The organism is Streptomyces sp. NPDC003247, from assembly GCF_042888135.1.
Lineage (GTDB): Bacteria > Actinomycetota > Actinomycetes > Streptomycetales > Streptomycetaceae > Streptomyces.
The window spans coordinates 50,365-75,551 of record NZ_JBIAPF010000009.1 but is presented as its reverse complement, the minus strand read 5'-3'; the positions used below and the strand labels follow the sequence as shown (position 1 = coordinate 75,551).

The following is a 25,187-nucleotide window of genomic DNA, read 5'->3' as shown; positions in this document are numbered from 1 at the left end:
GACGCACCTCCGGAGAACCCCGGACCGCGCACCCCGCCGGACCACCCGGTACGCACGACCATCCCGGACCACCCGGTACGCAAGACCATCAGGGAGCACCCCATGACCGCACTTCCGCAGGAGCGCCGCGTCGTCACCGCCATCCCCGGCCCGAAGTCGCAGGAGTTGCAGGCCCGCCGTACCGCCGTGGTCGCGCAGGGCGTGGGTTCCGTGCTGCCGGTGTTCACCGCGCGCGCGGGCGGCGGCATCATCGAGGACGTCGACGGCAACCGCCTCATCGACTTCGGCTCCGGCATCGCGGTGACCAGCGTGGGCGCGTCCGCCGAGGCCGTCGTACGCCGTGCCTCCGCGCAGCTCGCCGACTTCACCCACACCTGTTTCATGGTCACCCCCTACGAGGGCTACGTGGAGGTCGCCGAGGCCCTCGCCGAGCTCACCCCGGGTGACCACGCCAAGAAGTCCGCGCTGTTCAACAGCGGCGCCGAGGCCGTCGAGAACGCCGTGAAGATCGCCCGCGCGTACACCAAGCGGCAGGCGGTCGTCGTCTTCGACCACGGCTACCACGGCCGGACCAACCTCACCATGGCGCTGACGGCGAAGAACATGCCGTACAAGCACGGGTTCGGCCCGTTCGCGCCCGAGGTCTACCGCGTCCCGGTCGCCTACGGCTACCGCTGGCCGACCGGTGCCGAGAACGCCGGCCCCGAGGCCGCCGCGCAGGCCATCGACCAGATCACCAAGCAGGTCGGCGCGGACAACGTGGCCGCGATCATCATCGAGCCGGTGCTCGGCGAGGGCGGCTTCATCGAGCCGGCCAAGGGCTTCCTGCCGGCGATCCGGCAGTTCGCCGCGGACAACGGCATCGTCTTCGTCGCCGACGAGATCCAGTCCGGCTTCTGCCGCACCGGCCAGTGGTTCGCCTGCGAGGACGAGGGCATCGTCCCCGACCTGATCACCACGGCCAAGGGCATCGCGGGCGGTCTGCCGCTCGCCGCCGTCACCGGCCGCGCCGAGATCATGGACGCCGCCCACGCGGGCGGCCTGGGCGGCACCTACGGCGGCAACCCGGTGGCCTGCGCGGGCGCGCTCGGCTCGATCGAGACGATGAAGGAGCTGGACCTCAACGCCCGGGCCAAGAACATCGAGGCGATCATGAAGGGCCGCCTGACCGCCATGGCCGAGAAGTTCGACGTCATCGGCGACGTGCGCGGCCGTGGCGCGATGATCGCCATCGAGCTGGTCAAGGACCGTACGACCAAGGAGCCGAACCCCGAGGCGACCGCCGCGCTCGCCAAGGCCTGCCACCAGGAGGGCCTGCTGGTCCTGACCTGTGGCACCTACGGCAACGTGCTGCGCTTCCTGCCGCCGCTGGTGATCGGCGACGACCTGCTCGGCGAGGGGCTCGACATCATCGAGCAGGCCTTCGCCGGTATCTGAGCGGGCCCTGTGCGTCCGGTCCGGGAACCACGGAATTCCGGGCCGGGCAGAGCGTGTGAAGAAGGTGTGCGAGGTGGATGGCGGGCGGCGGATCGCCCTGTCGTCCCGGCAGTCGCTGCCGTAGGTTCTCCCCAGATGAGAGATACACCCCCACCCGCGGGCGACCGCGGGTGAACCCGGGCCGGAGCCTCCCCAGCTTCGACCTGGTCGTGCCTCGCGCACACGAACGGAGCCTCTGGCTCCGGATCTCCTCACCGATCGGACAGTCGTCCGCCCCAGACCCCCCGGGGCGGCCGGCGCTCCGGTCCGGACGGCCGCCCCGGAACCATCCCCCCTGTTCCGGGGTGGCCGACCTCCTTCTCCGGTACAGACCACGGAAGACGGACCCCGGACGCGCTCCGGGGTCTTCGTCATGTCTCCGGGGCGGGCCCGCGGCTCCCGGCAGCCCTCCCCGCCCCCGCCTGGCAAGCTGGGCTCCATGTCGACCCGCCTCCGCCGGCGGACCGAGCACGCGTCCGCGTCGCCGGACGCCGGGACTCCGGCTCCGCGCCCCGGCCTCCTCGCCCTCCTGTTCGGTCTGCCCGCCCTCCTCTTCACGCTGCTCACCTGGCAGGTCGTCGCCGATGGCCCGCTGCTGCGGGCGGACGAACGCCTCAGCCGGGCGCTCGTCCACCGGGACCAGGTCTGCGAACTCCTCGCCGACCTGGGCAACGTGTCGGTCGCGGTGCCGGTGCTGGTACTGGTCGTCTGGTACACCGCCCGGAGGGGGCGGGCCGCGGGCGTCGGGCGCTGGTGGCTGCCGCCCGTCGCCGTGGCGGTGCTGATGGCGCTGATGCCGCTGATCGTGCTCCCGCTGAAGGAGTGGACGGACCGGCCGGGCACGCCCGCCGTGCCGCCGGCCACCGGCTACTACCCCTCCGGGCACACGGCGACGGCGGCCCTCGCCTACGGCTCCGCCGCCCTGGTCCTGCTGCCCTGGCTGGTCACCGCACTCGCGCGCCGCGCGGTCGCCGCCACGGCCGCCGCCCTCGTCGCCGCCGTCTCCTTCGGGCTGGTCCGCCAGGGCTACCACTGGCCGCTGGACGTGGTGGCCAGCTGGTGCCTCGGCGCGGCGCTGCTGGGCGCCCTGTGGCTGCTGCTGCGACGCCTCGCACGGTGACCGCGGGCCGGGTGCTTGCACGCCGGGTGCCCGCACGCCGGGCGCCCGCACGCCGGGCCACCGGTCGGGTGCCCGAGGTGAACGGTGTGCAGGGCGGTGCGCCCGCCGGTAGGGCGAGCACCCCGGCCCGGTCGCACGAGCACCCCGGCCCGTCCGGCCGAGCACCCCGGCCCGTCCGGCCGAGCACCCCGGCCCGTCCGGCCGAGCACCGCAGCCCGTCCGGCCGAGCACCGCAGCCCGTCTGGGGCGCTCCGCCCACCGGTGGGCGAGCGACCGCGCCGAGCCGCCGACCGGGCCTCCGCGTCGAGCCGCCGACCGGGCCTCCGCGTCGAGCCGGGCGCGGGGTGTGTCCGTGCCGAGCCGTGCGCCGGGCCCCGGTGCCGAGCCGCGGCGGGCCTCCGCGGCCGTCCGGGCGCCGGACGACCGACCGCGTCGAGCCGTGGGCGGACCGTGCCCGGCAGCGCCTCCCACGGCCGCGTCGAGGCGGTGCGGTCCCGGCGCGGGAGCGGCTCGGCATCCGGCGCGGGAGGGGCTCGGCATCCGGCGCGGGAGGGGCTTGGCATCCGGCGCGGGAGGGGCTCGGCATCCGGCGCGGGAGGGGTTCGGCACCCAGCACGCGGCCGGGGCGGTACCCGCGTCACACGGTCGGCCGCGCCCGGCCGACCGTGCCAAAGCGGCGCACCCCCGGCCCGCACCACTACGTCCCGGACAAACGCCCTTCCGCCTCCCCGCCCCTACGGTGGACCAGGAAAACCAGCACACCCCCTACGCGGAAGGGCCGGGACTCGACTATGACTTCCACCCACGCCTTCTGGCTCGCCGGCCGCCAGGCCACCGGCGAGGACAGCTTCGACGTCACCTCGCCGTGGGACGGCCGTCTCGTCGGCCGGGTCAGCGTGCCGACGGACGCGCAGGTCGAGGAGGCCGTGGCCGCCGCGTACGCCGTGCGGGACGAGTTCGCCGCCACCCCGGCGCACGTCCGCGCCGCCGCCCTGGACCACGTCAGCAAGCGGCTCGTCGAGCGCACCGAGGAGATCGCGCAGCTGATCTCCGCCGAGAACGGCAAGCCGATCAAGTGGGCGCGCGGTGAGGTCGGCCGGGCGGTCTCCGTCTTCCGGTTCGCCGCCGAGGAGGCCCGCCGGTTCAACGGCGGCGAGGCCCAGCGGCTCGACACCGACGCCGGCGGCCAGGGCCGTCTCGCCCTCACCCGGCGCTTCCCCAAGGGCGTCGTGCTCGGCATCGCGCCGTTCAACTTCCCGCTCAACCTGTGCGCCCACAAGGTCGCCCCGGCGATCGCGGCGGGCGCGCCGATCATCCTGAAGCCCGCCCCGGCCACCCCGCTCTCCGGTCTGGTCATCGGCGAGCTGCTCGCCGAGACCGAGCTGCCCGCCGGCTCCTGGAGCATCCTGCCGGTCGCCAACGACCGCATGCCCGCCCTGGTCCAGGACGAGCGGCTGCCGGTCATCTCCTTCACCGGCTCCGAGAAGGTCGGCTACGCGATCATGGACTCGGTGCCGCGCAAGCACTGCACCCTGGAGCTGGGCGGCAACGGCGCGGCCGTCGTCCTCGGCGACTGGGCGAGCGACGCGGACCTCGACTGGGCCGCCACCCGCATCGCGACGTTCTCCAACTACCAGGGCGGCCAGTCCTGCATCTCCGTGCAGCGGGTGATCGCCGACGCGTCGGTGTACGACCGGCTGCTGCCGCGCATCGTCGCCGCCGTCGAGGCGCAGGCCACCGGCGACCCGTCCGACGACGGCACCGACGTCGGCCCGCTGGTCAGCGAGGACGCGGCCAAGCGCGTCGAGACCTGGGTGGACGAGGCCGTCGCCGCGGGCGCGACCCTGCTCACCGGCGGCAAGCGCGACGGCGCCTCCTACGCGCCGACCGTCCTCACCGACGTACCGGCGGACGTCACGATCGCCTGCGAGGAGGTCTTCGGGCCGGTCCTCACCGTGCGCAGGGTGGACGGCGAGGCCGAGGCGTTCGACGCCGTCAACGACTCCAAGTACGGCCTCCAGGCCGGCGTGTTCACCCACGACCTCCAGGTCGCCTTCCGCGCCCACCGCGCGCTGGAGGTCGGCGGTGTCGTGATCGGCGACGTCCCGTCCTACCGCGCCGACCAGATGCCGTACGGCGGCGCCAAGCAGTCCGGGGTGGGCCGCGAGGGCGTGCGGTTCGCGATGGACGACTACACCTACGAGCGCGTTCTGGTCCTCACCGGGCTCGCCCTCTAGCCGGCTCGACGAAGCCCCGAAGGGGCCCGGCACCGGAGAACTCCGGTGCCGGGTCCCTTCTCCGCGTCGGCCTGGTCCGGACCCTCAACCGGAGAAGCCGACGAGCGCGAGCCGCAGCGGGCCGCGCAGCCTGATCCGCAGATCGCGCACCCCGTCCGCGGTGAACGGGGCGTCGAGGGTGGTGTAGTCGTACGGGCCCGGCGTGGGCGTGCCGAGCGTCAGCACCGCCGGGGCCGGACCGCCGTCCAGGGAGACCTCGACCGTGCCCTCGCCGGCCACCTCCACGCTCACCGCCGTGGTGCCGCTCCCGAAGTCGCAGGCGCGGTAGAGCAGCTCGCCCGTGCCGCCGGCCGCCGGCGTCACCGCGTCCCCCGCCGTCTTGGACCGGTCCACGATCTCGGTCCCGCTCTGCTCGTCGAAGCCGACGGCGGCCAGCCCCTCGCGCAGGACGGGACGCGGGGCGCCCGCCTCGCCGTCGAGCGTCACCGTCGCCCGCAGCCGGACGTCCTCGCTGGACGCGCCGACCAGCAGGTCGTACGGGCCCGGTTCGAGGCGCGGGCCACCCCGGGCCACGTCGAAGAACGCGAAGGCGGACAGCGGCACGTCGAAGGAGACCTCCCGCCGCTCGCCCGGGGCCAGCGTGAGCCGGCGGTGGTCCAGCAGCTCACGGCGCGGGCGGGGGACCGACGGCTCCACCGCGCGGGCGTAGAGCTGGGCGACCTCGTCGGCGGTCACCTCCCCCGTGTTGGTCACCGTGAAGGAGACCCGCGCCGTGTCCTCCCCGACGGCCACCGTCAGGCCGGCGTAGGCGAAGGAGGCGTAGGACAGGCCGTGCCCGAACGGGAACAGCGGGGTGCCCTCGAAGTACAGGTACGTCTGGCGGGAGCCGATCACGTCGTAGTCGAGCAGGTCGGGCAGGTCCGCGTCGCCGGCGTACCAGGTCTGCGGCAGCCGGCCCGCCGGGGAGACGTCACCGGCCAGCACCCGCGCCAGGGCGGTCCCCGCGGCCTGCCCGCCGTGCGCGGTCCACAGCACCGCGGACAGGTGCTCCGGCTCGACCGCGTACGGGTACGCCGACGTCAGCACCAGCACCGTGCGCGGGTTCGCGGTCCGGGCCGCCGCCAGCAGGCGCTCCTGGTGCGGCGGCAGCCGCAGGGTCGTACGGTCCTCGGTCTCGCGGCCGTTGATGTGCGGGTCGTTGCCCGCCACCACCACGACCACGTCGGCCTCGGCGGTGACCCGGGTCACCGCGTCCTCACCGCTTTCGACGACGATGAGCTCGAAGACCTCGGGATTCTCCTCGGCAACCTTCACGCCGTCGGCGGTGACAGAGACGTGGTGACCCGTTCCCAGGTGCCGCAGGAGGTGACCGTTTCCATGGGCTTCGAGGCGGAACGTCTCCTGCACCACCCAGCCGCCGGGCTGGTCGGCGGAGGCGCGCAGGAAGCCGTCCTCGGCGACCGAGAGGTACCGGCCGTCGGGCGCGCGCAGGGTGAGGACGCCCTCCCCCCAGTCGGCCAGCGCCAGCTCGGTGCCGGAGGCGTCGGTGGTGAGCGGGGGCAGGTCGGTGCGGCCCGCGAGCAGCGCCGGGTCCAGGGCGCCCTCGGCTCCGCGCACCGCGTCGGCGGCCTCGGGGGCGGGCGGCACCGCCAGGAAGGCGCCCGCGGCGGTCCTCAGCAGGACCCGGTCGACGCCCTCGGCGAACTCCACCCGCTCGGCGCCGAACCGTTCGTACAGCCCCTCCAGCGGGGTGGAGCGGTGGATCAGGGTGCCGCTGTACCAGTCGAGCTTGCACTCGTCGGCGAGCAGGCCGACCACGGCGAGCCGGGTGCCGGCGGCCAGCGGCAGCACGCCGTCGTTGCGCAGCAGCACCACGGCCTGCTCGGCGGCCTCCTGGGCGAGGGCCCGGTGGTCCGGCGTGTCGAACGCGCCGGTGCCCGCGTGCGGGTCCTCGCCCGGGTCGAACTCGCCGAGCCGGAAGCGGACCGAGAGCTGGCGGCGGACCGCCGTGTCGACGTCGGCCTCGGTCAGCAGCCCCCGCTCCAGGGCGCCCCGCACCCGCGCGGTGATCTTCGAGCCGTCCGTGCCGTGGTCGGTGAAGCTGTCCACGCCGGCGGTCAGCGAGGCCGCCATCGCCTCCTCGTGGGTGTCGAAGTAGTGCTCGGAGTCGACCAGGTTGGAGGGGGCGCCCGCGTCCGAGCAGACCAGCAGCTCCTCCTCCGTCCAGGTCCGCAGCTGCTCGCGCAGGTAGGGGGAGACGTGGTTGGGGCGGCCGTTGACCAGGTTGTACGCGGGCATCACGCCGGCCACCGCGCCCGCCTCGACCGTCTCCCGGAAGGCGCGCAGGTCGTACTCGTGCAGCACGCGCGGGCGGACCGAGGAGGAGGTGACGTCCCGGCCGGTCTCGTTGTTGTGCGCCAGCCAGTGCTTGAGGACCGGGGCCGTGCGCCAGTACGTCGGATGCCCTCCGCGCAGACCGTGCGTGTAGGCGGTGGCGATGGCGGAGGTGAGCTTCGGGTCCTCCGAGTAGCCCTCCTCGTTGCGGCCCCACAGGGGGTGGCGCAGCAGGTTGACCGTGGGCGCCCAGACGTTGAGGCCGATGCGCTCGTCCCGGGCCCGCATCGCGCGCACCTCCCGGGAGACGGCCTCGCCGACCCGGCGCACCAGCTCCGGGTTCCAGGTCGCGCCCAGCCCCACGGCCTGCGGGAACACGGTCGCCGGCCCCATCCACGCCACGCCGTGCAGCGCCTCCTGGCCGGTGCGGAACCCGGCGAGGCCGAGCCGCTCCACGGCCGGGGCGAACTGGTGCAGGAAGGAGACCTTCTCGTCCAGGGTCAGCCGCGACAGCAGATCGTCGATGCGCTTCGCGAACGGCAGGTGCGGATCGCGGAAAGGCGGCGTGGGCGGCGTGGGTGCGGTCACGTGGTGATCCCTTTGCACTGGAGCGAGCAGGCGCTTTCGAAGCGCTTCGATGCTCATTCGGAGGCAGGGTGGGTGTCAAGACGTCCCCCGGCAACAACTCCGACTCACGGGCGGCATTTCAAGCCGTACATGAGCGGGCACCGAACCCGCACACCTCGGAGGAATCTTGGAAGCGACCCTTGTGCACCCCCATCCCTTCACTTAACCTCGCAGCAACATCGAAGCGCTTCGACGATTCTTCCGGTGTACGGGGTCGCCGCCACGGGGCGGGTAATCCTCCGACGACCGGGGACGGGAACCGCTTCAGCTCAGCCAGTTCCACTCGAGACACCGCAGCCGACGGCCACCGCCGGGTGTCCTGGTGCGCCATGAAGGGTTGACGCAATGACGCCGAACGCCGCTTCCGCTTCCCCCGGGCCCAGCCGGAGAAGCTTCCTCGCCTCCACGGCGGTCGCCACCGCAGCGGTGGCCGGAGGGATGCCGTTGCTCGCCGCCTGCGGCGGCACGGACAGCGGTTCGCGCGACGGCACCACCTCGGGCAAGGACGCCAAGAAGCTCCTGCCGGCCTACGTCGCCTCCAACGTGGTGACGCCCGACATCCCGTCCAAGAACGGCTCCTCGATCGGCTTCACCAGCAAGCTGGACCTGGCGAGCCTCAAGACCTCGGTGCCGAAGAAGCTGGGCAAGGGCGGCAAGGTCACCGTCATGTCGCCGTTCTGGGGCTCGCCGCCGAAGGCCGACAACGCCTACTACACGTCGATGAACGACCTGATCGGCGTCGACGTCGTCTGGCAGAACCAGGACGGCAACACCTACGACCAGAAGCTGGGCGCGGTCCTCGCCTCCAGCGACGTGCCGGACGTCGTGGTCGTCCCCGGCTGGAACATGACCGGCAAGATACCCAGCGCGATCATCAGCAAGTTCGCCGACCTGGGCCCCTACCTCTCGGGCGACGCCGTCAAGGAGTACCCGAACCTCGCCGCGATCCCCACCGACGCCTGGCAGCGCTCCCTCTTCGGAGGCAAGCTGCGCGGCCTGCCGATGCCGTCGTCGTACGTCTCCAACATCGTGCCCCTCTACCGCAAGGACATCTTCGACAAGGAGGGGTACGCGGTCCCCACCACCGCCGCCGAGTTCTACGCCCTGGCCAAGGAGATCACCAACGCCAAGGCCAAGCGGTGGGCCTGTCTCGACATGAAGTGGACCGCCTGGAACATGTTCGGCGTCCTCTCCGGAGACGAGAAGGCGCTCGGCTGGAACGTCGTCGACGGCAAGCTGATCAACCGCATCGAGACCCAGGAGTACCTGGAGGCGATCGAGTGGACGCGCAAGCTGTTCGCCGACGAACTCGTGCACCCCGACGCCGAGCTGGGCAAGAGCAACGCCACCGACCCGGGACCGAAGTTCGCGGCCGGCGAGTTCCTCATCTACAACCAGGACATCTCGCAGTGGTACAGCCGCACCGCCGAACAGGCCGCCCAGAACCCGGAGTTCCAGGTGTGGGGCATGGACCTCTTCGCCCACGACGGGGGCACCCCCACCTTCTGGGCCAAGAACCCGGCCAGCATCTTCGCCTTCGTCAACAAGAAGGCGTCCGAGTCGGTCATCCGTGACGCGCTGGCCGTCGCCAACGTCACCGCCGCGCCGTACGGCACCAAGGAGTTCATGATGACCAACTACGGCGTGGAGGGCACCCACTACACCCTCAAGGACGGCGTCCCGGTCAAGAACGACCAGGGCAACATCGACGTGCTGAACGCCTACGTGATGATCGCCAGCCCCGCCTCGACCCTCGCCCACCCCGACTTCCCCGACGTCGCCAAGGGACAGGTCGAGTGGCAGCAGAAGGCCGGCGCCCACACCAAGAAGTCCTCCTTCTACGGCATGCAGATCACCGAGCCCGCCCGCTACACCAACCTCATGAACGACTTCGAGCAGCTCGAGGACGACATCATCCGCGGCCGCAAGAAGATCTCCGACATGCAGCAGGCCGTCTCCGACTGGAAGAGCAAGGGCGGCGACGAGCTGCGCGACTGGTACCAGAAGCTGCTCGACGACAACGGCTCGTCGGCCGGCTGACCGACGCACCGAGGCAAGGAGAACGGCCGTGTCGCACAGCACGGTGCCCCGGAGCGGGACCGAGGCCAGCACACCGGAGAAGACCGGCGACGAGACACCGGTGGCGTCCGGCGGCGCCACCGGCCCCCGGCGCAACCGACCACAGGGAAAGCTCGGCCTGCGGCTCAGGTTCAGACGCGACCGCGTCCTGATCCTGATGTCCCTGCCGGCCGTCCTGCTGGTCCTGCTCTTCAACTACGTGCCGATCCTCGGCAACGTCGTGGCCTTCCAGGAGTACGACCCCTACATCAGCGACAACGGGGTCGTCTCCATCCTGAACAGCCCCTGGGTGGGCCTGGAGAACTTCCAGCGGATCTTCGAGGACTCCGCCTTCTGGGACGCCCTGCGCAACACGCTGGTGCTCTTCGTCCTCCAGCTGGTGCTGTACTTCCCGGTCCCGATCCTCCTCGCGCTGCTCATCAACAGCGTGGTCAGGCCCCGGGTGCGGGCGATCTCGCAGGCGATCCTCTACCTGCCGCACTTCTTCTCGTGGGTGCTCGTCATCGCCGTCTTCCAGCAGCTGTTCGGCGGCGCCGGCCTGCTCTCCCAGCTGCTGCGCGAGCACGGCTACGACGGCCTCTCCCTCATGACCGACCCCGAGACCTTCAAGTTCCTGGTCACCGCGCAGAGCGTCTGGAAGGACGCCGGCTGGGGGATCATCGTCTTCCTCGCCGCGCTCGCCTCGGTCCCCCCGGACCTGTACGAGGCCGCCGCGATGGACGGCGCCAACCGCTGGCGCCGCATATGGCACGTCACCCTGCCCGCGCTGCGCCCGGTGATCGCCCTGCTGCTGGTGCTGCGCGTCGGCGACGCCCTCACCGTCGGCTTCGAACAGATCCTCCTCCAGCGCGACGCCGTCGGACCGGGCGCCGCGGAGGTCCTCGACACCTTCGTCTGGTGGAACGGCGTGCGCAACCAGGACTTCGGCTACGCGGCCGCCGCCGGGCTGATCAAGGGCGTGGTGAGCCTCGGACTGGTCCTGGTCGCGAACAAGGTGGCCCATCTGATGGGCGAGCAGGGGGTGTACAAGAAGTGAGTGCCGTGATCGACAAGCCACTGGACGAGCCGGTGGCCGGGCCCGGCCGCTGGGCCGCACCGCCGCGGCCGGTGTGGGAGGAGAAGCCCACCCGCGTGGGCGTGGCGAGCAAGGGACTGGTCCTGGGACTGGCCTGCTTCGCCATCCTCTTCCCGCTCTGGATCGTCGTCGTCACCAGCCTCTCCTCACGCCGGACGATCGACGAGGCGGGCGGCCTGGTGATGGTCCCCAAGGGCATCACCTTCGTCGCCTACCAGGAGCTGCTCAGCGGCGGCCAGGTGACCCGCGCGGCGGTGATCAGCATAGTGATCACGGTCGTCGGTACGGCGTTCTCGATGACGGTGTCCGTGCTGTGCGCCTACGGGCTCTCCCGTACGGGCTCGCTCGGCCACCGCTGGCTGCTGATGATCCTGCTGGCGACGATGTTCTTCAGCGCCGGCCTGATCCCCACCTACCTGCTGGTGCAGTCGCTGGGCCTGACCGACACCTACCTCGCGCTGATCCTGCCGAGCGCGATCAGTGTCTTCAACATCCTCGTCCTGCGCGGGTTCTTCATGGGGATCTCGCCGGAGCTGATCGACAGCGCCCGGATCGACGGGGCGGGGGACGTCCGGATCCTGTGGCAGATCGTGATGCCGCTGTCCCGCGCGGTCCTCGCGGTCATCACCCTCTTCTACGCCGTCGGCTACTGGAGCGCCTGGTTCAACGCCTCGATCTACCTCAACGACCAGGACATGATGCCGTTGCAGAACGTCATGATCCAGCTCGTGCAGAAGCAGGAGGCCCCGGTCGGCCTGGGCCAGGCCATCAAGACCGGTGAACTGTCCGGGCTGGCCGTGCAGATGGCCGTCATGGTGATGGCGCTGCTGCCGGTGGCGGTGCTGTCGCCGTTCGTGCAGAAGCACTTCAAGAAGGGGATGCTGACGGGTGCGGTGAAGGGCTGACGCCCTCGTCGGCGGCGGGGGTGCGGGTCGTCGTACGGCTGCGGGTACGTCGTGGCCGCTCGCGCAGTTCCCCGCGCCCCTAGGGGGTGCAGTCACGCTCTCCGCAGCCGCAGCCGCAGCCGCAGCCCCAGCCGCAGCCGTAGCCGCGGGCAGTCGTGCCGCAGGGCGGCACGGGTGGGCGCGGCGGCACCCCGCAAGCGCCGGGCCGCGCACCCCACCCCCCCCGGCACCAGCACCCCGCCCCCGCCCACCCACGTCCACGAACCCGACCCTGCGAGGTACCCCCATGCTCAGCCGCCGCACCGTCCTCGCCGGCACGGCAGCCGCCGCCGCGCTCACCACACTCCCGGTGGGGCAGGGGAGTGCCCACGCGGCCGGTGACCCCGTGCCCTACCGCTGGCGCAACGCCGTCATCGGCGGCACCGGCTTCATCACCGGCGTCCTCTTCCACCCGGCCGTCCAGGGCCTCGCCTACGCCCGCACCGACATCGGCGGCGCCTACCGCTGGGACGACCGCGCGGCCCGCTGGACCCCGCTGACCGACCACCTCGGCTGGGACGACTGGAACCTCCTCGGCGTCGAGGCCCTCGCCGTCGACCCGGCGCACCCCGACCGCCTCTACCTCGCCGTCGGCACCTACGCCCAGTCCTGGGCCGGCAACGGCGCGGTCCTGCGGTCGGAGGACCGGGGCGCCACCTGGACCCGCACCGACCTCACCGTGAAGCTCGGCGCCAACGAGGACGGCCGGGGCTGCGGCGAGCGCCTGCTCGTCGACCCGCGCGACAGCGACACCCTGTGGCTGGGCACACGGCACGACGGGCTCCTCCGGTCGACGGACCGGGGCGCGACATGGGCCGCCGTCCCCGGCTTCCCCGCCGGCGCGAGCGCCGCCGGCCAGGGCGTCACCCTCCTCGTCGCCGCGGGCCGCGCCGTCTACGCCGGCTGGGGCGACGGGGACGGCACCTCCGCGAACCTCTTCCGCACCACGGACGGCACCACCTGGGAGGCCGTCCCCGGGCAGCCCGCCGGCACCGCCGCCAAGGTCCCGGTCCGCGCCGCGTACGACCGGCACGCCGGCGCGCTGTACGTGACGTACGCCGACGCGCCCGGCCCCAACGGCCAGTCCGACGGCAGCGTGCACCGGCTGGCCACGGGCACCGGCACCTGGACCGAGGTCACGCCCGTGCGGCCCGGCGGGACCACGGCCGACGGCGGGACCGACTCCTTCGGCTACGGCGGCGTCGCCGTCGACGCCCGCCGCCCCGGCACCGTCGTCGTCTCCACCAACAACCGCTGGGCGGCGGTCGACACCCTGTACCGCACCACCGACGGCGGCCGCACCTGGACGTCCCTGAAGGACACCGCCGTCCTCGACGTGTCGGAGACGCCCTACCTGAAGTGGGGGGAGGACCGGCCGAAGTTCGGCTGGTGGATCCAGGCCCTCGCCGTCGACCCGTACGACTCCCGGCACATCGTGTACGGCACCGGCGCGACCCTCTACGGCACCCGGGACCTGAGGAACTGGGCCCCGCGGATCCGCGGCCTGGAGGAGGCGTCCGTGGTCCAGCTGGTGTCGCCCCCGGCCGGGGAGGCACATCTGATCAGCGGCTCGCGGGACATCGGCGTGATGTACCACGAGCGGCTCACCGCGTCCCCGTCCCGCGGCATGGCCACGAACCCCGTGTCCGGGTCGGCGACGGGACTGGCGCAGGCCGCGGCCAGACCGTCGTACGTCGTCCGCGCCGGCTGGGGCGACCACGGCAACGGCGCCTTCTCGAACGACGGCGGCCGGACCTGGACGCCCTTCGCCGCGCAGCCCGCCCTGGCCAAGGACGCTCCGGGGCCGATCGCCACCAACGCCGACGGCAGCGCGCTGCTGTGGTCCTTCGTGCACTGGGACGGCACGAAGTACGCCGCCCACCGCTCCACGGACGACGGCACGACCTGGGCCGAGGTCCCCTCCTTCCCGAAGGGCGCCACACCGGTCGCCGACCCGGCCGACCCGGCGCTCTTCTACGCGTACGACACCGACACCGGAACGCTCCTCGCCAGCACCGACGGCGGCCGCACCTTCACGGCGCGGGCGACCGGACTGCCCTCCGGCGACAGCCAGTTCAAGGTGGTCGCGGCCCCGGGCAGGTCCGGTGACCTGTGGCTGAGCGCCAAGTGGAACGGCCTGTACCGGTCCACCGACGGCGGCGTCACCTTCGCGAAGGTCGACAGCTGCTGGGCCTCGTACACCCTGGGCTTCGGCAAGGCCGCCGACGGCGCCGCGTACCCGGCGCTCTACCAGGTCGGCTCGACGGAGACCGTCACCGCCGTCTACCGCTCCGACGACGCGGCGCAGAGCTGGGTGCGCGTCAACGACGACGCCCACCAGTGGGGCTGGACCGGCGAGACGATCACCGGCGACCCGCGCGTGTACGGCCGGGTCTACCTGGCCACCAACGGGCGCGGCATCCAGTACGGGGAGCCCGCGCGATGACATCCGAGAACAGGCCGACGCTGCACGACGCCACCCGGGGCCGCGTCCTCTTCGGCGGCGACTACAACCCCGAGCAGTGGCCGGAGGAGACCTGGCACGAGGACGTCCGCCTGATGCGGGACGCCTCCGTCACCTCCGTCACCCTCGGCGTCTTCTCCTGGTCCAAGCTGGAACCGACGCCCGGAGCACGCGAGTTCGGCTGGCTGGACCGGCTGATGGACCTGATGCACGACAACGGCATCGGCGTCGTCCTCGCCACCCCCACCTCCTCCCCGCCCCCCTGGCTGGGCCGGCTCCACCCCGACACCCTGCCCCGCACCGAGGACGGCCGCACCGAGTGGTGGGGCGGCCGCCAGCACTTCTCGCACTCCAGCGCCACCTACCGCAGGTACGCCGCCGCCATCACCGAGGACCTGGCCGCCCGCTACGGCACCCACCCCGCCCTCACCCTGTGGCACATCAACAACGAGTACTGCACCTACGACTACGGCGACGAGGCCGCCGCCGCCTTCCGCCGCTGGCTGCGCGACCGGTACGGCACCCTCGACGCCCTCAACACCGCCTGGGGCACCGCCTTCTGGAGCCAGGGCTACGACACCTGGGACGGCGTCCTGCCCCCGCGCACCCCGCACTACCTGAGCAACCCCACCCAGGTGCTGGACTTCCGGCGCTTCACCTCCGACATGCTGCTGGAGTGCTACACCGCCGAACGCGACATCGTGGCCCGGCACACCCCGCACATCCCGGTGACCACCAACTTCATGCCGCTGTTCTTCGGCGTCGACGCCTGGCGCTGGGCCGGGGAGGAGGACGTCGTCTCCGTCGACCTCTACCCCGACCCGCGCGACCCGCTCGGCCCGCAGCACGGCGCCCTCGTCCAGGACCTCACCCGTTCGCAGGCCCGCGGGCCCTGGATGCTGATGGAACAGGCCGCAGGCGCGGTCGACTGGCGCCCCGTCAACCACCCCAAGCCGCGCGGGATGAACCGTCTGTGGTCCCTCCAGGCCGTCGCCCGCGGCGCCGACGCCGTCTGCTACTTCCAGTGGCGCCAGTCCCGCCAGGGAGCGGAGAAGTTCCACTCCGGGATGGTCGGCCACGCGGGGGAGCGGGGCCGTACCTACCAGGAGACCCGGCAGCTCGGCGCCGACCTCGCCCGGATCGGCCCCGAGACGGCGGGCGGCGGCGTCCGCGCGGACATCGCCGTGCTGCACGACTGGCACGCCTGGTGGGCGAGCTCCCAGCCTGGCCGCCTCTCCGACCGCGTGGACCACCCGGTCGTCCTGCACGCCTGGCACCGCGCCCTGTGGGAGGCGGACCTCACCACCGACTTCGCCCACCCCGAACACGACCTCAGCGGCTACCGGCTGGTCGTCGTCCCGCAGCTCTACCTCCTCACCGACGCCGCGATCGACAACCTCCTCGCCTACGTCCGGGGCGGCGGCACCCTCGTCAGCGGCTTCCTGACCGGCGTCGCCGACGAGGACGACCGGGTCCGCGCCGGCGGCATGGACGCCCGGCTGCGCGAGCTGTTCGGCATCCGCACCCTGCACGAGTGGTGGCCGCTGGAGCAGGGGGAGACCGTCGCCTGCGACGGCTTCACCGGCACCCTGTGGTCGGAGGAGATCGAGGCCGACGAGGACACCGTCGACGAGACGATCCCCTACAAGGGCGGCGAACTCGACGGACTGCCGGCCGTCCTGCGCACCGGCCGCGCCTGGTACCTCTCCACGCTGCCGGAGCCGGAGGCCCTGCGCGCCCTGCTCGCCCGGATCGCCGCCGGGGCGGGCGTCCGCCCCGTGCTCGACGGCCTCCCGGCGGACGTCGAGGCCGTACGCCGCGGGGAGCTGCTGTTCCTCCTGCACCACGGATGCGAGCCGGTCACGGTCGAGGTGCCCGGCACCCACACCGACCTCCTCACCGGCACCACGGTCACCGACACCCTCACCCTCGGCCGCTACGGAGCGGCGGTACTGCGCCCATGAGACCCACGAGACCCATGAGACCCACGACGTCCACCCCGCCCACCCTGCCCGCGACGCCTCCGGCCGGCCCGGATTCCTGCCCCGGCGGTCACGCCGGTCACGCCGGTCACGCCGGTCCCGTCGGTCCCGTCGGTCCCGTCCACGGAACCTGGGAGCGCCACCCCGCCGCCCGCTGGGAGGACGGCTTCCTGAGCGGCAACGGCCGCCACGGCGCCCTTGTGTTCGGTGACCCGGACGACGACCGTGTCGTCGTCACGCACCACACCCTGGTCCGCCCCAACGGCGGCGAGCACGCCCGGCCCCCGGAGCTCGCCGCCGGCCTGCGCGCCCTCCAGGACCGGCTGCTCGCCGGAGACCTCACGGCCGCCGAGGGCTTCACGGACGGCCGGCCGCTCCAGTGGGTGCAGCCCTTCCACCCCGCCTTCCAGACCCGCCTGCGCCGCCCGCCCGAGGACCGGACCGGACACCGCCGTGCCGTCGACTTCGCCACCGGCGAGACCACCGCCGGCCACGGCGACCGGACCAGCCGCGTCTTCGTCTCCCGCGCGGACGACGTGATCGTCCAGTACGTCACCGGCCGCGACCTCACCCTCGACCTCACCCTGGACCACCGGCTCCCCGGCGTACCGGCCGGGCTGGCCGTCGGTCACGGCACCCTCCTCACCCCCGAGGGCGCCGTGCTCACCCTGCGCGCCCGCTACCCGGACAGCGACCGCGCCTACACCGGCGTCACCGTCCTCGCGGTCACCGGCGGCCGGGTGTCCCTCGCCGCGCCGGGCGCCCGCGTCGAGGGCGCCGACGCCGTCCTCCTCCTCACCCGGGTCCGCCGCCACACCGGCGAGGGCGACGTCACCGAGGAGGCCCGCGCCCTGCGGACCCTCCTCGCGGAGCACACGTACGAGGAGCTGCTCGACCGCCACACCGCACAGCACCGCACCGCCTACGAACGGGTCACGCTCGACCTCGGCGGCGACGCCGGGGAACGCGCCCTGCCCGGCTCGGAGCTGCTGGAGCGGACGCCCGGAGCGGCCCTGCTGGAGCGGCTCTTCGCGGCCGGCCGCTACCACCTGCTCAGCGCCAGCGGTCTGTTCCCGCCCCGGCTCACCGGCCTGTGGACGGGCGACTGGGACACCGCCTGGGCGGGCGCGTTCACCACGGACGCCAACGTCAACCTCCAGACGGCGTCCGCGGCCGCCGCCGCCCTGCCCGAGGTGACCGAGGCGCTCGCCTCCCTGATCCACGGCCAGCTCCCGGACTGGCGGGAGAACGCCCGCGCGATCTTCGGCGCCCGGGGCGTCGTCGCCCCGCCGCACACCGACGGCGAGTCCGGGCTGACGTACCACTTCAGCCGCGAGTACCCGCTGCACCTGTGGACCGCCGGCGCCGACTGGCTGCTGGGGCCGCTCGTCGACCACGACGACACCCGCGGCGAGCGCGATCCGCGCACCGCCGCCGCGCTCGCCGAGGTCGCCGCGTTCTACGAGGACTTCCTCACCCGCACCGACGAGGACGGGCGGCTCGTCGTGGTCCCCTCCTACTCGCCGGAGAACCGGCCCGCGAACGCGAGCTGGGGCGCCCTCAACGCGGCCATGGACCTCTCCGCGGCCCGCCACGCGCTGCTCACCGCCGCCCGCTACCACCCGGCCGACGCCGCCCGGCTGCGCGCCCTCGCCGACCGCCTCCCCGCGCACCGGACCAACGCCGACGGCGCCCTCGCCGAATGGGCCTGGCCCGGCCTCGACGACACCTACGACCACCGCCACCTCAGCCACCTCTACGCCGTCTGGCCCCTCGACGAGATCAATCCCTACGACACCCCGGACCTCGCGGCCGCCGCCCACCGCGCCCTGGAACTGCGCGGCGCCGAGAACGACTCGGCCCACGGCCACCTCCACCACGCCCTCGTCGCGGCCCGGCTGCGCGACGGCGAACGGGTCGCGCACGCCCTCGGCCAGGTCCTCGACGGCGACTTCTTCCACGCCTCGCTGATGAGCGCGCACTACCCGAACCGGGACGTCTACAACGCGGACGCCGCGCACACCCTGCCCGGCGTGCTGATCGAGATGCTCGTGCAGTCCACCCCGGACCGCCTGGTCCTGCTGCCCGCGCTGCCGGCGGCGTACCGGCAGGGGCGGCTGCGGGGCGTCCGTACCCGGTTCGGAGCCGAGATCGACCTCACCTGGAACCCCGACGGCGCCACCGCGGTGATCCGCCCCACGCGCAGCCACCGCGTCGACGTCCGGACTTCCTCCGGCGCACAGCCGCTCGACCTCGTCGCCGGAGAAGACCACGTCCTCCGTCTGGAGGCGTGGTAACTCCCCGCACCTCCCCCCACCCATGGAAGGGACACCATGGCAACACGCACCCTGAGCAGGCTCGCCAAGGTCCTGCTGGCCCCCGCCCTGGCGCTCGGCGCCACCGTCGGCCTCGCCTCCGCCCCCGCCTCCGCCGCGGTCTGGAGCACCTGCGACCAGTGGGGCAACACGACCCTGAACGGCTACACGCTCTACAACAACATCTGGGGCTCCGGCGCCGGCAGCCAGTGCACCTGGGCCAACTCCGGCACCAACTGGGGCGTCTGGGCCGACCACCCCGACACCGGCGGCATCAAGTCGTACCCCAACAGCAAGAAGGTGATCAACAAGACGATCACCTCCATCGCCTCGCTCACCAGCAGCTACAACGTCACGGTCCCGTCCTCGGGCGCGTACAACACGTCGTACGACATCTGGGACACGGACTACGACTACGAGATCATGCTCTGGGTCAACTACAACGGCGCGGTCGGCCCGCTCGGCACCTCGCAGGGCAACGTCACCCTCGGCGGCCACACCTGGACCGTCTACAAGGGCAACAACGGCGCCAACGAGGTCTACTCGTTCCTGCGCACCTCCGACTCCAGCTCCGGCACGGTGAACATCCTGCCGATCCTGACGTGGATCAAGGACACCAAGGGCTGGTTCGGCAACGAGACCATCGGTGACGTGCAGTTCGGCTACGAGATCACCTCGTCGTCCGGCGGCCTGGACTTCGTCACCAACAACCTGACGGTCAGCAGCAGCTGATCCGGCGCACGGTGCGGCCGGTCCCTCCCCGGGGGGACCGGCCGCACCCGTCTCACCGGCCCGGCTCCTCCGCCACCGGCAGCCGCGCCCCGTCCCGCAGGAACAGCGGGATCCGGTCCAGCGGGGCGTCGACCGTCACGGCCGCACCGCCCTCGTACGTCTCACCCGTCCACGCGTCCGTCCACCACGCGCCCGCCGGCAGGTACACCGCGCGGTCCGTGGCGCCCGCCGCCAGCACCGGGGCGACCAGCAGGTCCCGGCCGAAGAGGTAGGCGTCGTCCACCGTCCAGGCCACCGGGTCGTCGGGGAACTCCAGGAACAGCGGCCGCATCACCGGCAGGCCCTCCTCGTGCGCCTCCCGCATGACGTCCAGCACGTACGGCTTGAGCCGCTCCCGCAGCCGCAGGTAGCGCTCCAGGATCGCCCCGGCCTCCTCGCCGTAGGACCACACCTCGTTCGGGCCGCCGGTCATCTCCGGGCCCAGCGGCATGCCCGGGTCGCGGAAGCCGTGCAGGCGCATCAGCGGCGACAGCGCGCCGAACTGGAACCAGCGGACCATCACCTCGCGGTAGGCCGGGTCGTCCGGGTCACCGCCGTGGAAGCCGCCGATGTCGGTGTTCCACCACGGGATGCCCGACAGCGCGGTGTTGAGACCGGCCGCGATCTGGCGGCGCAGGGTCGCGAAGTCGGTGCCGATGTCACCGGACCACAGGGCGGCGCCGTAGCGCTGGCTGCCCGCCCACGCCGACCGGTTGAGGGTGATGATCTCGTCCTCGCCGGACGCGCGCAGACCCTCGTAGAAGGTGCGGGAGTTGTCGGCCGGGTAGAGGTTGCCGACCTCCAGGCCCGGACCCGCCCAGTAGCGCAGGTTCTCCTGGAAGCCCGGCTTCAGCTCGGGCTCGCAGGCGTCCAGCCAGAACGCCTTGATGCCGTACGGGGCCAGGTAGTTGTCGCGGACGCGCGACCACACGAAATCACGGGCCTCGGGGTTGGTGGCGTCGTAGAAGGCCACCTGGACCGTCGACGCGACCTCCTTGTCCGGCCAGTCGGCGTGCGCCAGCGGCCCGTACTGGGTGCCGATGAAGTAGCCGCGCTGCTCCATCACCGGGTGGTTCTCGCTCAGCGGCGACACCGACGGCCAGACGCTCACCACCAGCTTCACGCCCAGCTCGTCCAGCTCGCGGACCATCGCGGCCGGGTCCGGCCACTCCTTCGGGTCGAACTTCCACTCGCCCAGGTGCGTCCAGTGGAAGAAGTCGCAGACGATCACGTCGAGCGGCAGCCCCCGCCGCTTGTACTCCCGGGCCACGGCGAGGAGTTCGTCCTGCGTGCGGTAGCGCAGCTTGCACTGCCAGAAGCCCGCCGCCCACTCCGGCAGCATCGGCGTGCGGCCGGTCACCGCGCTGTAGCGGCGCTGCGCCTCGGCCGGGGCGCCCGCCGTGATCCAGTAGTCGATCTGGCGGGCCGAGTCCGCCACCCAGCGCGTGCCGTTGCCGGCCAGCTCCACCCGGCCGATCGCCGGGTTGTTCCACAGCAGGGTGTAGCCGCGGCTGGAGGTGAGCACCGGGATGCCGACCTCGGCGTTGCGCTGGATCAGGTCGAGGACCAGTCCCTTCTGGTCCAGCCGCCCGTGCTGGTGCTGGCCCAGGCCGTACAGCTTCTCGTCGTCGTAGGCGGCGAACCGCTGCTCCAGCCGGTGGTGGCCGTTGCCGACCGCCGTGTACAGGCGCGGGCCGGGCCACCAGAAGTGGGCGCGCTCCTCGGCGAGCAGCTCACCGAGGTCGTCCGTGCGCAGGAAGCGGACCGTGCCCTCGGCGTCCACCTCGACGGTGAGGGCACCGACGGTCAGCCGGCCCCGGCCGTCCTCGATCTTGACGGTGGCGGTGGCCGGCGGGGCGTCCGCGAGCAGCGCCCCCGGCAGTCCGTCGAGGACGGGACCGCCGAGCCGCGCCCGGACCCGGACCGCGTCCGGACCCCACGGCTCGATGCGCAGGGTCTCCTGACGGCCGCTCCACTCCAGGGCACCGTCCCGCTCACGGAAGGTGCCGACGGTGGGGGAGGACTGCGCGAGGCTCACGGTGCTGAGACCGGACTGGTTTTCGGCAGGCTGATTCACGTGGGGTGCTCCCTGGCTCCTGGAGGAGTGCAGACAAGGGCCGCCCCGCGCCGGAGCGGGGGGCAGTACGGGTGAAGGGGGTTCGTCAGGAGGCGGCCGGCGCCGGGCCGGTGCTCGCCCGGACCGTCAACGCGGGTGCCAGCAGCACCACGTCGTCCTCGCCCCGGCCGTCGAGCTTGGCGACGAGGTGTTCCACGGCGTGCCGTCCCATGTCGGGTGCGGGGATGGCGACCGACGTCAGCCGCACCGAGGCCTGGACGGCGACCTGCTCGGGGCAGATCGCGACCACCGACACGTCCTCGGGCACGGCCCGGCCCTGCTGGCGCAGCAGCGCGAGCAGCGGCTCGACCGCCGACTCGTTCTGGACGACGAAGCCGGTCGTGCCGGGGCGTTCGTCGAGGATGCGGGCGACGGTCACGGCCATCGCGTCGTACCCGCCCTCGCAGGGCCGGTGCAGCAGCCGCAGCCCCAGCTCCCGCGCACGGGACCGCAGTCCGTCGAGGGTGCGCTCGGCGAAGCCGGTGTGCCGCTCGTAGACCGCGGGCGCCTCGCCGATGACGGCGATGTCGCGGTGGCCGAGCGTCGCCAGGTGCTCGACGCTCAGCGCGCCCGTCGCGCTCCAGTCCAGATCGACGCAGGTCAGTCCGGTGGTGTCGGCGGGCAGTCCGATCAGGACGGACGGCTGGTCGGTGCCCCGCAGCAGCGGCAGCCGCTCGTCGTCGAGCTGGACGTCCATCAGGATCATCGCGTCGGCGAGCCCGCTGCCGGTGACCCGGCGGACGGCGTCGGGGCCCTCCTCGCCGGTCAGCAGCAGGACGTCGTAGCCGTGCGTGCGGGCCGTGGTGGCGACCGCGATGGCGATCTCCATCATCACCGGCACGTACATGTCGGTGCGCAGCGGGATCATCAGCGCGATGATGTTGGACCTGTTGCTGGCCAGGGCGCGGGCGCCCGCGTTGGGGTGGTAGCCGAGGACGCGGATGCTCTGCTCGACCCGCTGCCGGGTGGTCGCGGAGATGGACCGCTTGCCGCTGAGGACATAGCTCACCGTGCTCGCCGAGACTCCGGCGTGCTGGGCGACCTCGGCGAGGGTGACCATCCAGCTCTCCAAGCTTTGTGAAGCGCTTCGACAGTGCGCATTGCGAACAGGGGCGGGTGAGGGTGGTTCGACAGTAGCTTCAGCGGGGGTGGGTGTCCATAGGTTGTCGAAGCGCTTCGACAGCAATCTGCGGGCTGTTCGGGAACGGCGGAGCGGACCGCCCGCCGACTGCCCCGCCGACCGCCCGCCGACGGGGGAGCGCGCTACCCGAACGGTCCCCCGGACGGCCGCCTCGGGCAACACCCGCGCACCCGTCCGCCGGGACGCGAAGCACCTGCGAGGAGCCGCCCGCGCGACCGGGCGCCGAACGGTCACCGGCGACCGGACGGCGCGCGAGGGGTGGTGGGGTTGCCCCGGATCGGGTACCAACGATCGAGTAGCACCCGTCGGTAACCAAAAAGGTCCCTGATCCCGATTCGCGGCGAGGTGAGCCTCATGTCCGCACCACCCTCCACCCCCTCCCCGTCTCCGTCCCGGCCCACCGTCACCGAACGTGAGGCCCGCCAGGTGGCGGAGGCCGCGCGGGAACAGCACTGGCGCAAGCCCAGCTTCGCCAAGGAACTGTTCCTCGGCCGCTTCCGGCTCGACCTCATCCACCCCCACCCCCTGCCGGCCGACGAGGCCGCCCGGCGCGGCGAGGCCTTCCTCGCCAAACTGCGCGACTTCTGCGAGACGCAGGTCGACTCGGCCCGCATCGAACGCGAGGCCCGCATACCCGACGAGACCGTCAACGGCCTCAAGGAGCTCGGCGCCCTCGGCATGAAGATCGAGCCCAAGTACGGCGGCCTCGGCCTGACGCAGGTCTACTACAACAAGGCCCTCGCCCTGGTCGGTTCCGCGAACCCGGCGCTCGGCGCGCTGCTCTCCGCCCACCAGTCGATCGGCGTACCGCAGCCGCTGAAGATGTTCGGCACCCAGGAGCAGAAGGACCTCTTCCTGCCGCGCTGCGCCCGCACCGACATCTCGGCCTTCCTGCTGACCGAGCCCGACGTCGGCTCGGACCCCGCCCGCCTGGCCACCACCGCGGTCCCGGACGGCGACGACTACGTCCTCGACGGGGTCAAGCTGTGGACGACCAACGGCGTCGTCGCCGACCTCCTGGTCGTCATGGCCCGGGTGCCGAAGGCCGAGGGACACCGGGGCGGCATCACCGCCTTCGTCGTCGAGACCGCCTCCGAGGGCGTCACCGTCGAGCACCGCAACGCCTTCATGGGCCTGCGCGGCCTGGAGAACGGCGTCACCCGCTTCCACCGGGTCCGCGTCCCCGCCGCCCACCGCATCGGCCCCGAGGGCGCCGGGCTCAAGATCGCCCTGACGACGCTCAACACCGGCCGGCTCTCCCTGCCCGCGATGTGCGTCGGCGCCGGGAAGTGGTCCCTGAAGATCGCCCGCGAGTGGTCGGCCGTCCGCGAGCAGTGGGGCAAGCCGGTCGCCCTCCACGAGGCCGTCGGCTCCAAGATCAGCTTCATCGCGGCCACCACCTTCGCCCTGGAGGCCGTCGTCGACCTCTCCTCCCAGATGGCCGACGAGGACCGCAACGACATCCGCATCGAAGCCGCCCTCGCCAAGCTCTACGGCTCCGAGATGGCCTGTCTGATCGCCGACGAGCTGGTCCAGATCCGCGGCGGCCGCGGCTTCGAGACCGCCGAGTCCCTCGCCGCCCGCGGCGAGCGCGCGGTCCCCGCCGAGCAGCTCCTGCGCGACCTGCGCATCAACCGCATCTTCGAGGGCTCCACGGAGATCATGCACCTGCTGATCGCCCGCGAGGCCGTCGACGCCCACCTCTCCGTCGCCGGCGACCTCATCGACCCCGACAAGAGCCTCCCGGACAAGGCCAGGGCGGGCGCGAGCGCGGGAGTCTTCTACGCCAAGTGGCTGCCCAGGCTGGTCGCCGGACCGGGACAGCTGCCGACCTCGTACGCCGAGTTCAGGCACGGCGTCGACCTCTCCCCGCACCTGCGCTTCGTCGAGCGCCATGCCCGCAAGCTCGCCCGCTCCACCTTCTACGCCATGTCCCGCTGGCAGGGCCGGATGGAGACCAAGCAGGGCTTCCTCGGCCGGATCGTCGACATCGGCGCGGAGCTCTTCGCGATGAGCGCGGCCTGTGTGCGCGCCGAGCTGCTGCGCTCCCGCGGCGAGCACGGCCGCGAGGCCTACCAGCTCGCCGACGCCTTCTGCCGGCAGGCCCGGCTGCGGGTGGACGCCCTCTTCACCCGCCTGTGGGACAACACCGACGACCTGGACCGCAAGGTCGTCGAGGGCGTCCTCGCCGGGACGTACGAGTGGCTGGAACAGGGCGTCGTCGACCCCTCGGGCGACGGTCCGTGGATCGCCGACGCGACCCCCGGCCCCAGCACCCGGGAGAACGTCCACCGCCCGATCAGGTGACCCGACCGCACGACACCACGGCGCCTCCCGGGCCGTGTCCGGTGGTGGGGTTCCGGGTCCGGGGGTGCCTTTCGGCCGTGTGGGTCCGGACTGCCGAACGGCGCCCCCGGACCCGCGTCCGGCGACGGACTCCCGCCCCCGGGGACGGGAGTCCGCCCCGCACGCCCCGCACCCCGCACCCCGCACCCCGCGCTCCCCC

Annotated in this window: 14 protein-coding genes; 11 read left to right on the top strand and 3 right to left on the bottom strand. The window is 72.8% G+C overall.

What is annotated here, in order from left to right:
* Positions 1-102: 102 nt before the first annotated feature.
* The 3 genes from gabT to ACFYWQ_RS28515 all read left to right on the top strand — a co-directional run bounded on the left by gabT (position 103) and on the right by ACFYWQ_RS28515 (position 4,833).
* Positions 103-1,437 (top strand): 4-aminobutyrate--2-oxoglutarate transaminase, encoded by a 1,335-nt coding sequence (gabT, locus tag ACFYWQ_RS28525; protein WP_389520177.1) that lies wholly within the window; start codon positions 103-105, stop codon positions 1,435-1,437.
* A 478-nt stretch (positions 1,438-1,915) separates the two neighbouring features.
* Positions 1,916-2,596: a phosphatase PAP2 family protein gene (locus ACFYWQ_RS28520; protein ID WP_389520175.1), complete on the top strand. Its 681-nt coding sequence runs from the start codon at positions 1,916-1,918 to the stop codon at positions 2,594-2,596.
* 791 nt (positions 2,597-3,387) lie between these two features.
* Positions 3,388-4,833 carry an aldehyde dehydrogenase family protein gene (locus ACFYWQ_RS28515; protein WP_389520173.1) on the top strand — a complete coding sequence of 482 codons (1,446 nt, stop codon included), beginning with the start codon at positions 3,388-3,390 and terminating at the stop codon, positions 4,831-4,833.
* Positions 4,834-4,917: 84 nt separating this feature from the next.
* Here ACFYWQ_RS28515 and ACFYWQ_RS28510 read toward each other — a convergent pair whose 3' ends face one another.
* Complete coding sequence (locus ACFYWQ_RS28510) at positions 4,918-7,755, bottom strand: glycoside hydrolase family 3 C-terminal domain-containing protein (protein ID WP_389520172.1); 2,838 nt, start codon at positions 7,753-7,755, stop codon at positions 4,918-4,920.
* Between the two features lie 384 nt (positions 7,756-8,139).
* Here ACFYWQ_RS28510 and ACFYWQ_RS28505 point away from each other — a divergent pair, with 384 nt between their 5' ends.
* From ACFYWQ_RS28505 to ACFYWQ_RS28475, 7 genes are all read left to right on the top strand, one after another.
* A complete protein-coding gene (locus tag ACFYWQ_RS28505) occupies positions 8,140-9,834 on the top strand; it encodes an extracellular solute-binding protein (protein ID WP_389520170.1) in 1,695 nt (564 codons plus the stop codon).
* 28 nt (positions 9,835-9,862) lie between these two features.
* Positions 9,863-10,909 (top strand): ABC transporter permease, encoded by a 1,047-nt coding sequence (locus ACFYWQ_RS28500; protein ID WP_389520169.1) that lies wholly within the window; start codon positions 9,863-9,865, stop codon positions 10,907-10,909.
* Complete coding sequence (locus tag ACFYWQ_RS28495) at positions 10,906-11,853, top strand: carbohydrate ABC transporter permease (protein ID WP_389520167.1); 948 nt, start codon at positions 10,906-10,908, stop codon at positions 11,851-11,853. The genes ACFYWQ_RS28500 and ACFYWQ_RS28495 overlap by 4 nt, the downstream gene beginning before the upstream one ends.
* 286 nt (positions 11,854-12,139) lie before the next feature.
* Positions 12,140-14,338, top strand: coding sequence for a WD40/YVTN/BNR-like repeat-containing protein (locus ACFYWQ_RS28490; protein WP_389520165.1), 2,199 nt, complete (start codon positions 12,140-12,142; stop codon positions 14,336-14,338).
* Complete coding sequence (locus ACFYWQ_RS28485) at positions 14,335-16,320, top strand: beta-galactosidase (RefSeq protein WP_389520163.1); 1,986 nt, start codon at positions 14,335-14,337, stop codon at positions 16,318-16,320. The genes ACFYWQ_RS28490 and ACFYWQ_RS28485 overlap by 4 nt, the downstream gene beginning before the upstream one ends.
* 14 nt (positions 16,321-16,334) lie before the next feature.
* Complete coding sequence (locus tag ACFYWQ_RS28480; protein ID WP_389520162.1) at positions 16,335-18,635, top strand: glycoside hydrolase N-terminal domain-containing protein; 2,301 nt, start codon at positions 16,335-16,337, stop codon at positions 18,633-18,635.
* 36 nt (positions 18,636-18,671) lie between these two features.
* Positions 18,672-19,385 (top strand): hypothetical protein, encoded by a 714-nt coding sequence (locus ACFYWQ_RS28475; RefSeq protein WP_389520160.1) that lies wholly within the window; start codon positions 18,672-18,674, stop codon positions 19,383-19,385.
* Between the two features lie 52 nt (positions 19,386-19,437).
* On the opposite strand, the gene ACFYWQ_RS28470 is transcribed toward ACFYWQ_RS28475, so the two are convergent.
* On the bottom strand, positions 19,438-21,501 hold the full coding sequence (locus ACFYWQ_RS28470; RefSeq protein ID WP_389520158.1) for a TIM-barrel domain-containing protein: 2,064 nt from the start codon (positions 21,499-21,501) through the stop codon (positions 19,438-19,440).
* A gap of 85 nt (positions 21,502-21,586) precedes the next feature.
* Complete coding sequence (locus ACFYWQ_RS28465) at positions 21,587-22,600, bottom strand: LacI family DNA-binding transcriptional regulator (protein ID WP_389520157.1); 1,014 nt, start codon at positions 22,598-22,600, stop codon at positions 21,587-21,589.
* Positions 22,601-23,035: 435 nt separating this feature from the next.
* Between ACFYWQ_RS28465 and ACFYWQ_RS28460 the strand changes: the two genes are divergently transcribed.
* Complete coding sequence (locus ACFYWQ_RS28460; RefSeq protein ID WP_389520156.1) at positions 23,036-24,988, top strand: acyl-CoA dehydrogenase family protein; 1,953 nt, start codon at positions 23,036-23,038, stop codon at positions 24,986-24,988.
* Positions 24,989-25,187 lie beyond the last annotated feature (199 nt).